Raw genomic sequence first — 14615 nt, 5'->3', positions numbered from 1 at the left:
ATTTTGGACCCACCTGATTTCCATGCCGAACTCAGAAGTGAAACGAAATAGCGCCGATGGTAGTGTGGGGCTTCCCCATGTGAGAGTAGGACATCGCCAGGCTTTTAATTTAGAAAAGCCCACTCGAAAGAGTGGGCTTTTTGCGTTATTAAAGCAAATAAATATTATTTCAATTCTGTTCTAGAATAGTAATAAATTAAGCTCATTCACGCTTATATTCTGTCTTTCTAATTCCCTCTTCTCGCATCTCACCAGTATGCTAAATCTTGTTCTTCATCACGAAGAACGTCTATTTTTCGACACTTATTGACGTTTAAGGTACGTTTATCTCAAGCCAAACTCATTACAGTTCAAATCAGTGTCTGAACATTCTTACTTAAGGCTTTTAACTTTGTAATTAGAGTAACGACAAAAGCCATCCCCAACCAATCGATTTTTCAGTGTAATTCCCTGATCCAGACTGCTCATTTATCCCAATTAAAATTTTTCTATTTGGACAATATAAAAAAGGCAGCCACTTGGCTGCCTGATAATTTAGAATGCGGAATCTACGCTTCTTGAGATGCTTTTTCGGCTTGCTTCGCTTTTTCTATCATTGGTGTAATTGTCGAGCCTTGAATTAAGATTGAAAAAACGACGACAGAGTAAGTCATGACTAAGATGATTTCTTTTACGTCGATGAGTTTATCTGGAATGACCCAAATACCCGATGGAATAGATAAAGCCATAGCAAGCGCTAGGCCACCACGTAATCCCCCCCAAGTTAAGATCTTCACTGACCAAGGGTTATATGTTCTAAAGCGTTTAAAGCCGACATAGGAAATAGCGACGCTCAAGTAACGTGCAGTTAGAACAAGTGGTACTGATACAGCCATCATGATCCAGTCTTCTTTGTGGAATTCAAATAGAAGCATTGACATACCAATGAGCAAAAATAGCACACCGTTTAGGAATTCATCTACCAATTCCCAGAAGTGATCAAGATGATCCTCACTCTCTTTAGAGAAGCCAATAAAGCGTGTCCAATTCCCGATCATGATACCTGAAACCACCATAGCCAGTGGACCGGAAACATGTAGATATTCGGCTAAGGCATAGCCTGCCGTCGGAACACCTATGGTGAGTAGCAATTCCATTGAGTGGTCGTTTGTTGCACTGATTAAATAGTGAAAAATTACCCCTAGAACTAAGCCGTAAACAATACCCCCAATTGCTTCTTGAACAAATAGTAATGCTACGCTGCTTACGCTCGGTGCTTCTATTCCAAATGCGATGGTAAATATGGTCACGAAGAGCACTAGACCGAAACCGTCGTTGAATAAGGACTCACCTTCAATTTGGGTCGAAATACGCTTCGGTGCATTAAGTTTTTTGACGATCGCTAAGACTGCAATTGGGTCGGTTGGAGAAATAAGCGCGCCAAAAAGTAAGCAGTAGACGAGCTTGAATTGAATACCGATCAGTAGGCAGAAACCGTAGAGAACAAAACCGATGAAGAAAGTTGAGAAGAGAGTTGCGCCTAGAGCAAGTACTGTAATTTCCCATTTTTGGTCTTTGAGGTTAGGCAGTTTGACGCCTAAGCCACCCGCAAATAATAGAAATCCTAGGATCCCCTTAAGTAGAAAATCTTCAAAGTCGATGCTAGTGATGGTTCGTGTTGCGATATCTGTAAGTTGAAACCAATCATTTTGACCCGCGATGAGAATGAAGAGCGAAAGTATCATTGAGCCTGCGGTAATGGCTATGGTGGTTTGCATTTTTCCTATCTTACTGTTTATAAAGGCAATTAGAATTGCTGCGGCAGATAGGAAACATAAAGTATGATAGACCGACATAGAGCCCTCTATTTGTAACTTTTTATGAATGGAAATTCTCGGCCTATGTTGGCTAAATAGCAAACATTTTTTCGTGATTTCTTTGTAACTTGAAATGGACGCTAAATAATCACTAATTCTACTTTTAGACGTCTAGACTCCTTTTGTTTGTGTGATAGGATGAGAAGATAATTAAAGGAATGAGGCTGTACTGTGGGAAGTAATGTAAGAGAGCAGATAGAAGCTCAATTGAAACAACGTATTTTGCTGATTGATGGTGGTATGGGTACCATGATTCAGGGTTACAAACTTGAAGAGCAAGACTATCGAGGTTTGCGTTTTGCAGATTGGCATTGTGACCTAAAAGGTAATAACGACTTGTTAGTGCTTACTCAGCCTCAATTGATTAAGGATATTCATAGCGCATACCTCGAAGCGGGTGCTGACATTCTCGAAACAAATACTTTTAATGCAACCTCTATTGCAATGGCTGACTACGAGATGGAAAGCCTGAGTGAGGAGATTAACTTCGCCGCGGCTAAGCTTGCTCGTGAGGTCGCCGATGAATGGACAACAAAGACGCCTAGTCGTCCCCGTTATGTTGCCGGTGTTCTTGGTCCGACAAACCGTACTTGTTCGATCTCTCCGGATGTAAACGATCCGGGCTACCGTAATGTTTCTTTCGATGAACTCGTTGAAGCTTACTCCGGATCAACTCGTGCGCTGATTAAAGGTGGTTCTGATCTTATTCTGATTGAAACTATCTTTGATACACTCAATGCGAAAGCGTGTGCCTTTGCGGTAGACAGTGTCTTTGAAGAACTAGGTGTTGAGTTACCAGTCATGATCTCCGGCACCATTACCGATGCGTCTGGTCGCACGCTTTCCGGTCAAACGACAGAAGCGTTCTATAACTCTCTGCGTCATGTAAACCCGCTTTCATTTGGCTTGAATTGTGCGCTTGGCCCTGATGAATTGCGCCCTTACGTAGAGGACCTTTCTCGCATTTCTGAATCTTTTATCTCAGCACACCCTAATGCTGGTCTACCAAACGCTTTTGGTGAGTATGACCTCTCGCCAGAAGATATGGCGATTCATGTTAAAGAGTGGGCGGAAAGTGGCTTCTTGAACCTGATTGGTGGCTGTTGCGGTACGACGCCAGAGCACATTCGCCATATGGCAATGGCAGTTGAAGGTGTGAAACCTCGTGATTTGCCTGAGCTTACGGTTGCGTGTCGTTTGTCCGGTCTTGAGCCTCTTACGATTGAAAATGAGACGCTGTTTATCAACGTGGGTGAACGTACTAACGTTACCGGTTCTGCTCGCTTTAAACGTCTGATCAAAGAAGAGCTCTACGATGAGGCTCTGGAAGTTGCTCGCCAGCAAGTTGAGAACGGCGCTCAGATCATCGATATCAACATGGATGAAGGTATGTTGGATGCAGAAGCCAGTATGGTTCGCTTTCTAAATCTATGTGCGTCTGAGCCAGAAATTTCCAAAGTTCCAATTATGGTCGACTCTTCCAAATGGGAAGTGATCGAAGCGGGTCTGAAGTGTATTCAGGGCAAAGGCATCGTGAACTCCATCTCTTTGAAAGAAGGGAAAGAGATGTTTGTTAAGCAAGCGAAGCTGATTCGTCGATATGGTGCTGCGGTTATCGTGATGGCATTTGATGAGGTTGGTCAGGCAGAAACGCGTGAGCGTAAGCTAGAGATCTGTACCAATGCTTATCGCATTTTGGTTGATGAAGTGGGCTTCCCGCCGGAAGATATTATCTTTGACCCGAACATTTTTGCGGTTGCGACGGGTATCGAAGAGCACAACAACTACGCAGTTGACTTCATTGAAGCGGTTGCAGATATTAAACGTGATTTACCACATGCGATGATCTCTGGTGGCGTGTCTAACGTTTCCTTCTCCTTCCGCGGTAATAACTACGTTCGAGAAGCGATTCACGCGGTGTTCCTATACCACTGTTTTAAAAATGGTATGGATATGGGTATCGTTAACGCGGGTCAGCTAGAAATCTACGATAATGTTCCAGACAAACTGCGTGAAGCGGTCGAGGATGTGGTGCTAAACCGTCGTGATGATTCAACTGAACGACTGCTCGATATTGCTGCTGAGTATGCAGATAAAGGTGTCGGAAAAGAAGATGATGCCTCTGCGCTTGAATGGCGTACCTGGACGGTAGAAAAACGTTTAGAGCATGCGCTGGTTAAAGGCATTACCGAGTTCATCGTAGAAGATACTGAAGAAGCTCGCCTTAATGCGTCCAAACCACTTGAAGTGATCGAAGGCCCTTTAATGGATGGTATGAACGTGGTTGGCGATCTATTTGGAGAAGGCAAGATGTTCCTTCCCCAAGTAGTAAAGTCGGCACGTGTTATGAAACAGGCAGTTGCTCACCTTGAGCCCTTCATTAACAAAGAAAAACTAGCCGGTTCATCCAACGGTAAGATCCTGCTTGCGACCGTTAAAGGTGATGTTCATGACATTGGTAAGAACATTGTTGGCGTGGTGCTGCAATGTAATAACTACGAGATCATCGATCTTGGCGTAATGGTACCGTGTGAAAAGATCCTGAAAGTGGCTAAAGAAGAGAATGTCGACATTATTGGCCTTTCTGGCTTGATCACGCCATCTCTGGACGAAATGGTTCATGTCGCAAAAGAGATGGAGCGTCTAGATTTTGAACTTCCACTTCTGATCGGTGGTGCGACCACATCAAAAGCGCATACTGCCGTTAAGATTGAGCAGAACTACAAACACCCAGTAGTATACGTAAATAACGCTTCTCGTGCGGTAGGTGTGTGTACATCACTGCTATCAGATGAACGCCGTCCGGCTTTTGTTGAAAAATTGGATGAAGACTACGAACGCGTACGTGACCAACATAACCGCAAGAAGCCTCGTACCAAGCCTGTCACCTTAGAAGCCGCACGTGCTAATAAGGTTGCGATTGATTGGGAGGCGTATACACCACCTGTACCAATTAAACCAGGCATCCACATTTTTGAAGATTTTGATGTCGCTACTTTGCGTAAGTATATCGACTGGACGCCTTTCTTCATGACTTGGTCGTTAGTCGGCAAGTTCCCAACAATCTTTGACCATGTAGAAGTGGGCGAAGAAGCACTGCGTCTGTACAAAGATGCAAATGAGTTGCTTGATCGCGTTGAGCGTGAAGGGTTACTGAAAGCACGAGGTATGTGTGGTCTGTTTCCTGCGGCTAGTGTTGGCGATGATATTGAAGTTTACACAGATGAGTCACGCACCAACGTTGCTAAAGTGCTGCATAACTTACGTCAGCAGACAGAGAAACCAAAAGGCTTCAACTATTGTTTGTCTGATTATATTGCACCGAAAGAGTCTGGTAAGCATGATTGGATTGGTGCCTTTGCAGTAACGGGCGGTATTGGTGAGCGTGAACTTGCTGACGAATACAAAGCGCAAGGTGATGATTTCAATGCCATCATGATCCAAGCGGTGGCGGACCGTCTTGCAGAAGCGTTCGCAGAGTACCTACATGAGCGTGTACGTAAAGAGATTTGGGGTTACGCTGCGGATGAAGAGCTGTCGAATGAAGAACTGATTCGTGAAAAATACCAAGGCATTCGACCAGCTCCGGGTTATCCGGCATGCCCTGAGCATACTGAGAAAGGACCGCTATGGGAACTGATGAATGTTGAAGAAAACATTGGTATGTCACTGACAACAAGTTACGCGATGTACCCAGGAGCGTCCGTATCGGGTTGGTACTTCTCGCACCCTGATTCTCGTTACTTTGCGATTGCTCAGATCCAAGAGGATCAGCTACAAAGCTACGCTGATCGAAAAGGTTGGGATAGGATCGAAGCAGAAAAGTGGTTAGGTCCTAACATTAACGGTTAATCGACTCAGATAGAAACAACAAGGGCTGCGATGTGTAGCTCTTGTTGTTTCTTGGTGAATTAAAGTTTTATCGTTGAGTTAAAGCGTTCTTACTGTTCAAACAGCTCTGTATGCAGTTTTTGGATCGCTTGACGTGATACTGACTCGTGGACAAGGAAGCACAGGTTATGTGGGCTTGCTCCGTAACAGATCATACGTAGGTTGAAGTCTTCTAACGTGCCAAACACTTGCTTCGCGTAGCCTTTGCTTTCACTCATATTGTTACCAATCAGAGCGACAAGACATAGGTCGTGTTCCACTTCTACTTTACATAGTTCTTCAAGTTCCTCGCGTGCCGCTTGTGGTAATTGAGGTGCACCGCCTGACGTGTCTGTTTGATCAAGGGTGAGTGATACACTGATTTCAGATGTGGTGATCAGATCGACAGATATTTTGTGTTTCGCTAGGATCTCAAATACCTTCGCTAAGAAGCCGTAGGCGTGGAACATGTTTGCGCTGCGCAGTGTCACCATGGTTTGGTTACAGCGCAGAGCAAGTGCACGGAATAAAGGTGAGCTTTCCACTTGATGACGGATCCATGTACCGCCTTTTTCTGGCTCTTTAGAAGAGCCTACGAATACTGGGATGTCGTGACGAAGTGCCGGAACCAGTGTTGAAGGGTGCAGGATTTTTGCGCCGAAGTTTGCCATCTCTGATGCTTCACTAAAGCTGATCTCTGGGATTGGCGCTGCTTTTGAGGCGATACGTGGGTCTGTGGTGTAGATGCCCGGAACGTCGGTCCAAATCTCTAGACCTGCTGCTTTCACCCCTTCTGCAATCAATGCTGCGCTGTAGTCACTGCCGCCACGACCAAGCGTTGTCGTGTTACCTTCTTCATCTGAGCCGATGAAGCCCTGAGTGATAACAACATACTCTTGGCATAGTGGAACCAACTTTTCTTGTGCGAGTTGTGAAATGGTTTCGACATTTGGTTCAGCACGACCAAAGGTAGCATCGGTTTTTAACACGTCGCGAATATCAAAACGGATGGTGTTAATACCACGCTCACGCATTAACTGCGCAAGAATGTGAGTCGACATTAATTCGCCACAAGCGACCAAATGATCGGTCAGTTTGGTGTTTGCTTGGATAGAAGTGGCCTCTGCCAAGCTTGTGACGGTATCAAGAATCGAATAAACCTCAGCCGCCGCTTCGGTTGCGTCTTCAAGTTGCGACAGAATCGATTCGTGAATGTTTGCTAGTTTCTGTAGTACTTCCGCACGATGTTCTTGGTCTTGAACACCATTTGCGAGTTCAACTAATAGATTAGTGACACCTGAGCAAGCGCTGCTGACGACAAGGCGAGTATTTGGGTTGTTTTCTATGATAGTGGAGCAACGGCTCATTGCCTCAAAGTTGGCAACACTGGTTCCACCGAATTTTGCTACGTTAAATGCGCTCACTGCGTTCTCCCACGACTTCCTGAAAAATAACAACAATTAATTGGTTGCCTAATACATCCAATGTTTGGTGAGGAAAGGAACAGAGCAAATAGAGAGGTAGTTAGAATGTAATTTGAAAATTTACCCTCAGAAGCTCTTCATCATACGGCACTGATGACAGTTGATGGGACTCAACCCAAGTCAACCGACAAGTCAAATCCTGCAACTTTGACTTACCTCGGCACTGCTCCCCCTGAGTGATTGGTATTGGAATTGCGGCTCCACAAATCACCTGCCTGGGCAGTGCTCCTCTTCTGCATAAAGCTTAAACATTGAACGGTTTTGTTGTCACATTGTCAACCAATATCTCAACCATTATGAAAGTTTTTATTAACGAATTTGTGACAGTGGTTTGACCTCTATACTTAGGGTTAATTGCCGATAGAGGAAAAATCTATTAGGGTGAAAACTTCGATACCTGAGCCAGCCTTTGAATAGAACTTTTATAACGCTCAGGATGAAAGACTGCAATCAAGGAGCTGACATGCCGATCCAAAGCTTTATCCCCCCACACCGTATTTTGATGGGACCTGGTCCCTCTGATATTTCACCTCAGGTTTTACAGGCGCTTAGCCGTCCAACCGTTGGTCACCTAGATCCCCTTTTCATTGCCATGATGGATGAGCTAAAACAGTTGCTTAAATACGCTTTCCAAACAGAAAATGAATTCACTATCGCTGTCTCAGCTCCGGGCAGTGCGGGCATGGAAACGTGTTTCGTCAACCTGATTGAAAAGGGTGACAAAGTCATCGTCTGCCGTAATGGTGTTTTCGGTGAGCGCATGCGTGAAAACGTGGTTCGTGCTGGTGGTGAGGCCGTTGTCGTCGATGATGAGTGGGGAACGCCTGTATCGGTCGATAAAGTTGAAGAAGCGTTAAAGGAGCACTCTGATGCTAAGATTCTTGCTTTTGTTCATGCAGAAACATCGACGGGCGCGGTAAGTGACGCTCAAGTCTTGGGTAAGCTTGCGAAGCAATACGGTTTGCTATCGATCGTCGATGCCGTGACTTCGCTTGGTGGTGTGCCTCTAAAAGTCGACGAGTGGCATTTAGATGCGGTGTATTCTGGCAGCCAAAAATGCTTGTCCTGTGTTCCTGGCTTATCGCCAGTGACGCTTTCTCCTGCAGCCATAGAGAAGATTCAATCCAGAACGACACCGGTTCAAAGCTGGTTCTTGGATCAAAGCCTAGTATTAGGTTACTGGAGTGGAGAAGGCAAACGCAGCTATCACCACACAGCGCCGGTGAACAGTTTGTATGCGCTGCATGAAGCTCTACTGATCCTTAAGAATGAAGGTTTAGAAAATGCGTGGGCGCGTCACCAGTTAATGCATGAGAAGCTCAAAGCTGGTTTGCAAAAGCTAGGTTTTGAATTTGTGGTAGAAGAAGCGTATCGCCTACCGCAACTTAATGCGATTTATGTCCCCGAAGGGATTGATGAAGCAAAAGTGCGTAATCACTTACTTGAAATCTATAATCTAGAGATTGGCGCAGGTCTTGGCTCACTGGCTGGCAAAGCATGGCGCATTGGTCTGATGGGTTATGGTGCTCGACCTGAAAATGTCGCCTTGTGTTTACGAGCTTTAGAAGAGTCGTTGATCGAATAACGGATTTGGTCATAGGATAAAGAAAAGCGAAGGTTATCCCTTCGCTTTTTTTATTTATTGCTTAGCGCTTGGGGCTGGCGTTGGTGAGGCTGAAAGAGCCTGATAAGGCGGTTGATAATTCACATCACTGAAATCAATGTTAGGGAATAAGAATTGTGCTTCTGCACGAATTTGCTCAGCCTTACTTGTCTCATCCAGCCCTTGATACGCTCGTATCAGGTTGTTGTAGAACGCTGGGCGTGGTTTGTCTTTAATGATCTCTAATGACCAATCAATGTATGGCTGAATCAACGTTGGGTCTTGCTTATATAAGCCAATATTTAGGAAGGTACTGTACACATCCCAATCAAAGCGATCTTTCCATACCACGGGATTAGAGACCTGATTGAGAATGTCTGGATTGGTTGGACGCGTGGTTTCAAACTTGGTGAGTACGTAGTTTGTGTGTAGAGCACTCACCATATAGAAAGTGACCACGATAGGGAACAATAGACTACAAATGCGCAGCAAACTTTTGGTTATGCGACTAAAGCCTATTTGACGGTAACGTGAGACTCGTTGATCCACCCAATAAAGCAAAATGATAAAGATCAGCCAGTGCACAAGAGAGTGATAGAACGGGTACTCGAGTTGTGAATGCAAAACAATGGGAATGAATAGTGCTAGCAGTGCCAGACGTGTGCCTCGGTTCGCCTGATAAATTCGGTGTAGCACTAAAGACATCGCCAAAAAGATGCCAAGAATAGGCAGTAAACCGCCTTCAACGCCCCAATAAAACAGTTCATTGTGTGGATGGTCCATTGAGGGGAGGCCTGGAGGGTATTGCTCATTCAATGCGTGCTGCCGAGCCGTATACAGTATGTATTCAGATTCAAACTTCCCATAACCATATCCGGTAAATGGTTTCTCAATCACCATATCTAAGGCTTGCGGGAAGGTATAAGTACGAGGCGATTCCATGTTTACTTTTTCACTTGCTAAGCCCCCTCCACTTGGAAAGGCGATATGCATAATGAAGACAGCAAGGGCGAGCCCGGTGAGTAAAGCGGCTAGCCAACGTAAAAAACGCCCTTGAGTGGCATAGCGGTACATGTATGGAATAACTAGCAAAATAGCGATGATCGAAGCCAGCCAGCCAGTGCGAGAGGCAAGTACCACAATCAGAGGGATAGTAAAAATTGGGACGGTGTAGAGTAGATAAATATCACTTAACTTACGTGAATACTTGTATGGCTGGCGAGCAAGTAGGTAGCTGGCTATCACCAGCCCGGTGGCAAGGAAACTCGCCATCACATTGGGCTGTTGAAAGATACCATAAGGACGGTTGGCCTCTGTGTTGTAACCAAATATATTCCCCGGTTTAAGGTACAAGTATTGTGTTAAACCAAAGATGCTCTCTATAACGACAGCGAGAACAATAAACCACAGTAGGCGTTGACGGTGCTTGTTACTGAAGTGGAATTGTTGTAGCACAATAAAAAATAGCATGCCGCTCCAAAGCCCTATCAGTTTGCTGGCGGCCAATATACTGTTCGCATTAGGATAGAACACTGGCAGCGTTATGATGATGCAACTAATGAACAATCCAATGGTTAATTTGGAGTAGCGTAACTCACGATTTGTAGCGAATTGATACAAGCCGATACCTAAAGCAAAACTGAATGCAATCCACGTCGTCGCATTAAATGAGAGTGCTAACCCAGAGCCCCCAGGGTTAGGCATAAAGAAATGCATCGCCAGCAAAAACAGTGCTGCCAATACCATAAGGAACTTGCGATTGAGGGGAACGAGAACTTTTTCAGGTGAAAGTTTGGTTCCACTTACATGTATAGTAGCCATAGAGATTGCATTGTTTTAAATGAAAAAAAAGACCAGCAATGGCTGGTCTTTGTACTTTACCTGTTTTTTCTATTTCAACATAGGCTTAAGGAAGCGAGCAGTGTGCGAACCTTCGATCTGAGACACATATTCCGGTGTGCCTTGAGCAATTATCTCTCCGCCACCTTGTCCACCTTCTGGCCCTAAGTCGATGATCCAGTCAGCGGTTTTAATCACATCGAGGTTGTGTTCAATGACGACAACGGTATTTCCATGGTCGCGCAAACGGTGTAGTACAGTTAGTAGCTGCTGGATATCGTGGAAGTGCAGACCGGTTGTCGGCTCATCTAAAATGTACAAGGTTTTACCTGTATCACGCTTAGACAGTTCTCGAGCCAGTTTCACACGCTGAGCTTCACCACCAGAAAGCGTGGTTGCCGCTTGACCTAGGCGAATATAAGACAAGCCCACATCCATCAGTGTTTGCAGTTTACGGGCAATCGCTGGCACAGGGTCGAAGAAAGTACGGGCATCTTCTACAGTCATCTCTAGTACTTCATCGATCGCTTTGCCTTTATAGCGAACTTCCAACGTTTCACGGTTATAACGCTTGCCCTTACATACATCACATGGCACATACACATCGGGCAGGAAGTGCATTTCTACTTTAATAACCCCATCACCTTGACAGGCTTCGCAACGACCACCACGGACGTTAAAGCTAAAACGGCCTGGCTTGTAACCACGGGAGCGTGACTCTTGCGTACCAGCAAACAGTTCACGGATTGGGGTAAAGATCCCCGTGTAAGTCGCAGGGTTTGAACGCGGTGTTCGACCAATAGGGCTTTGGTCGATATCGATAACCTTATCGAAGTGCTCTAGACCCTTGATGGATTTATATGGTGAAGGATGCGCGGTTGTTGCACCATTCAACTGGGTATGAGCAATTTTAAAGAATGTATCGTTGATTAATGTGGACTTACCTGAGCCAGATACTCCGGTAATACAGCTAAATAAGCCGACAGGAACCGAAAGGTCGACATTCTTTAGGTTGTTGCCAGTTGCGCCAACCAGCTCAACGGTTTTCTTGGGATCGCATGGCGTACGTTCTTTTGGTACGGCAATCTCTTTAGTACCACTGAGGTATTGCCCAGTCAGTGAGTTTGGGTTAGCGATGATTTCAGCCATGGTGCCTTCCGCAACCACATTGCCACCATGAACCCCGGCACCTGGACCAATATCAATCACGTGGTCAGCACAGCGAATCGCATCTTCATCGTGCTCAACGACTAATACGGTATTCCCCAAGTCTCGTAGGTGAGTCAGGGTTTTCAATAAACGTTCATTATCTCGCTGGTGGAGGCCAATAGATGGCTCATCCAAAACATACATTACACCGACAAGACCCGCTCCGATTTGGCTTGCTAAGCGAATGCGTTGTGCTTCGCCACCCGACAGTGTTTCTGCGCTGCGTGAGAGGTTGAGATAATTCAGGCCAACATTGACAAGAAACTGTAAGCGGTCAGTGATCTCTTTCATGACCTTCTCTGCAATTTGAGCGCGTTGTCCTTCCAGTTTTAGCGTATGGAAAAACTCGAGGGAATCAGCAATGCTCAGCTCGACAATCTCTGGCAGAGTTGTATCGGCAATGAATACATTGCGGGCTTCGAGGCGTAAGCGTGTACCGCCACAGCTTGAACAAGACTTAGTTGAGATGTATTTCGCCAACTCTTCACGTACGGAGTTTGATTCCGTATCTCGGTAACGACGTTCCAGCGTATTTAAGATCCCTTCGAATGGATGACGCTTAACACGAATATCACCACGATCGTTGATGTATTTGAATTCAACGTCAGTGCGGCCTGAGCCTTTTAGAATGATTTCTTGGGTTTTCTTCGGTAGTGAGTTAAATGGCACATGAAGATCAAACCCGTAATGATCCGCTAAAGAAGACAGCATTTGGAAGTAGTAGTAGTTTTTTTGATCCCAGCCGCGGATCGCGCCTTGTGCTAAACTCAAAGAGTCATCTTGGATCACTCGACTTGGATCAAAGTACTGTTGTACCCCTAAACCATCACAAGTGCCACACGCACCAGCAGGGTTGTTGAACGAAAACAAGCGAGGCTCAAGCTCTTGCATGCTGTAGCCACAAATTGGACAAGCAAAGTTGGCAGAGAAGATCACCTCTTCACCGTCACCATCCATTGGTGCAACGACAGCAATACCACCAGAAAGCTCCAGTGTGGTTTCGAATGATTCAGCTAAGCGTTGCTGCAAATCTGGGCGTACTTTAAAGCGGTCGACAACCACTTCGATGGTGTGCTTCTTGTGCAACTCTAGCTGCGGTGGATCAGAAAGGTCGCAAGTTTCACCATCGATGCGTGCGCGAATAAAGCCCTGAGCAGCAAGATTCTCCAAGGTTTTAACGTGCTCACCTTTACGCTCTTTCACGATGGGAGCAAGTAGCATCATCTTACTGCCTTCCGGCAACGCTAACACTTTGTCTACCATCTGGCTGACAGTTTGCGCAGCAAGCGGCGAATGGTGCGTTGGACAGCGGGGCTCACCCACACGGGCATACAGTAGACGTAAGTAGTCGTAGACTTCGGTTATGGTACCTACGGTTGAGCGAGGGTTATGGGACGTCGACTTCTGTTCAATAGAAATTGCAGGAGACAAACCTTCGATGTGATCCACATCAGGCTTTTCCATAAGAGACAAAAATTGACGGGCGTAAGCCGATAATGACTCAACATAACGTCTTTGGCCTTCTGCGTACAAAGTATCGAAAGCGAGGGATGATTTGCCAGAACCACTTAATCCTGTAATCACGGTTAGTTTGTCGCGAGGGATCGTGAGGTTGATGTTTTTGAGGTTATGAGTGCGGGCACCACGAACTTCTATTTTGTCCATCATTTTTGCTCTATGTGTCACCAAGTGAAGCAAGTATTACATAGTCGGAGAAATGTGCAAAGAAGGCACTGGATAAAAAAACAGTAAAAAGCTCGGCAAGTGCCGAGCTTTTTGAGTTGTTCTATCTGGAGGCGCTATGCTTCTTTTTTGGTGGCGTGTTTACCTAGTTCTGACTTCTTTTCATCTTTCAGATAGAGGTGCTCGAAACAGTAGTTAGTTGCTTCGATGTAGCCTTCTACGCTACCACAGTCAAAACGTTGACCTTTGAATTTGTACGCCAGAACACAGCCCGCTTTGGCTTGTTTGAGCAGCGCATCCGTAATTTGGATTTCGCCGCCTTTGCCTGGTTCGGTATTTTCAATTAACTCAAAAATATCGGGTGTGAGAATATAGCGGCCAATGATCGCTAGGTTACTTGGTGCAGTACCTGGATCTGGTTTCTCAACCATGTCATCAACGCGGTAGATATCGTCTTTGATCATTTCACCAGAAATAACGCCATATTTGTGCGTTTCTTCTGCTGGTACTTCTTGTACGGCAACAATTGAGCAACGGAACTGTTTAAACAGGGTGACCATTTGCGCCAATACGCCTTCGTCTTCATTGACACATAGGTCATCAGCAAGAACAACGGCAAATGGCTCATCACCAACGAGTTCACGACCAGTCAAGATCGCATGGCCTAGGCCTTTCATTTCGCGTTGGCGAATGTAGGTAAAGTTGGCTGAGTCAATGATCTCACGAATGTCTACTAGCAGCTCTTCTTTATTGGTTCCACTGATCTGATGCTCAAGTTCGTAGTTCTTATCGAAGTGGTCCATGATTGAGTGCTTGCCACGGCCTGTTACAATACACATGCCGTTCATCCCTGCTTGAATCGCTTCTTCAACGCCGTATTCAATCAGTGGCTTGTTTACAACAGGCATCATCTCTTTTGGCATTGACTTCGTCGCTGGAAGGAAGCGCGTACCGTAGCCTGCCGCAGGAAATAGACATTTTTTAATCATTGGGGGAATATCCTTTCTTATCATTTTTAAGAATCTACGCGCTACTTTATCATGAGACACGCAGAATAATCATGAACTAAGT

General features: G+C 45.4%; 7 protein-coding genes, 1 rRNA gene and 1 riboswitch. Of the genes, 3 read left to right on the top strand and 5 right to left on the bottom strand.

What is annotated here, in order from left to right; all coding sequences use genetic code 11:
• Window positions 1–102: ribosomal RNA gene (rrf, locus tag AK966_RS16785) — 5S ribosomal RNA — on the top strand; the annotation flags it as partial.
• 446 nt (window positions 103–548) lie between these two features.
• Here rrf and AK966_RS16780 read toward each other — a convergent pair.
• On the bottom strand, window positions 549–1835 hold the full coding sequence (locus AK966_RS16780; RefSeq protein WP_099080103.1) for a sodium:proton antiporter: 1287 nt from the start codon (window positions 1833–1835) through the stop codon (window positions 549–551).
• Window positions 1836–2027: 192 nt separating this feature from the next.
• On the opposite strand from AK966_RS16780, the gene metH reads away from it, so the two are divergent.
• On the top strand, window positions 2028–5708 hold the full coding sequence (gene metH, locus AK966_RS16775; RefSeq protein WP_099080104.1) for a methionine synthase: 3681 nt from the start codon (window positions 2028–2030) through the stop codon (window positions 5706–5708).
• Window positions 5709–5797: 89 nt separating this feature from the next.
• Here the strand turns inward: metH and lysC are convergent, their stop codons facing one another.
• A complete protein-coding gene (lysC, locus tag AK966_RS16770) occupies window positions 5798–7150 on the bottom strand; it encodes a lysine-sensitive aspartokinase 3 (protein ID WP_099080105.1) in 1353 nt (450 codons plus the stop codon).
• Window positions 7151–7272: 122 nt separating this feature from the next.
• A riboswitch (Lysine riboswitch) is annotated at window positions 7273–7451 on the bottom strand.
• Between the two features lie 222 nt (window positions 7452–7673).
• On the opposite strand from lysC, the gene AK966_RS16760 reads away from it, so the two are divergent.
• Window positions 7674–8795 (top strand): alanine--glyoxylate aminotransferase family protein, encoded by a 1122-nt coding sequence (locus AK966_RS16760; RefSeq protein ID WP_119464576.1) that lies wholly within the window; start codon window positions 7674–7676, stop codon window positions 8793–8795.
• A 54-nt stretch (window positions 8796–8849) separates the two neighbouring features.
• Here AK966_RS16760 and AK966_RS16755 read toward each other — a convergent pair whose 3' ends face one another.
• From AK966_RS16755 to galU, 3 genes are all read right to left on the bottom strand, one after another.
• Window positions 8850–10634, bottom strand: coding sequence for a PglL family O-oligosaccharyltransferase (locus AK966_RS16755; RefSeq protein ID WP_119464575.1), 1785 nt, complete (start codon window positions 10632–10634; stop codon window positions 8850–8852).
• Window positions 10635–10703: 69 nt separating this feature from the next.
• Window positions 10704–13526 carry an excinuclease ABC subunit UvrA gene (gene uvrA, locus AK966_RS16750; protein ID WP_119464578.1) on the bottom strand — a complete coding sequence of 941 codons (2823 nt, stop codon included), beginning with the start codon at window positions 13524–13526 and terminating at the stop codon, window positions 10704–10706.
• 134 nt (window positions 13527–13660) lie between these two features.
• Complete coding sequence (gene galU / locus AK966_RS16745) at window positions 13661–14533, bottom strand: UTP--glucose-1-phosphate uridylyltransferase GalU (protein WP_099080108.1); 873 nt, start codon at window positions 14531–14533, stop codon at window positions 13661–13663.
• Window positions 14534–14615: the final 82 nt, after the last annotated feature.

It is taken from the genome of Vibrio sp. PID23_8, assembly GCF_003584965.1.
In the GTDB taxonomy this organism is placed as follows: Bacteria; Pseudomonadota; Gammaproteobacteria; order Enterobacterales; family Vibrionaceae; genus Vibrio.
This window is presented reverse-complemented; position numbering and strand designations above follow the sequence as displayed.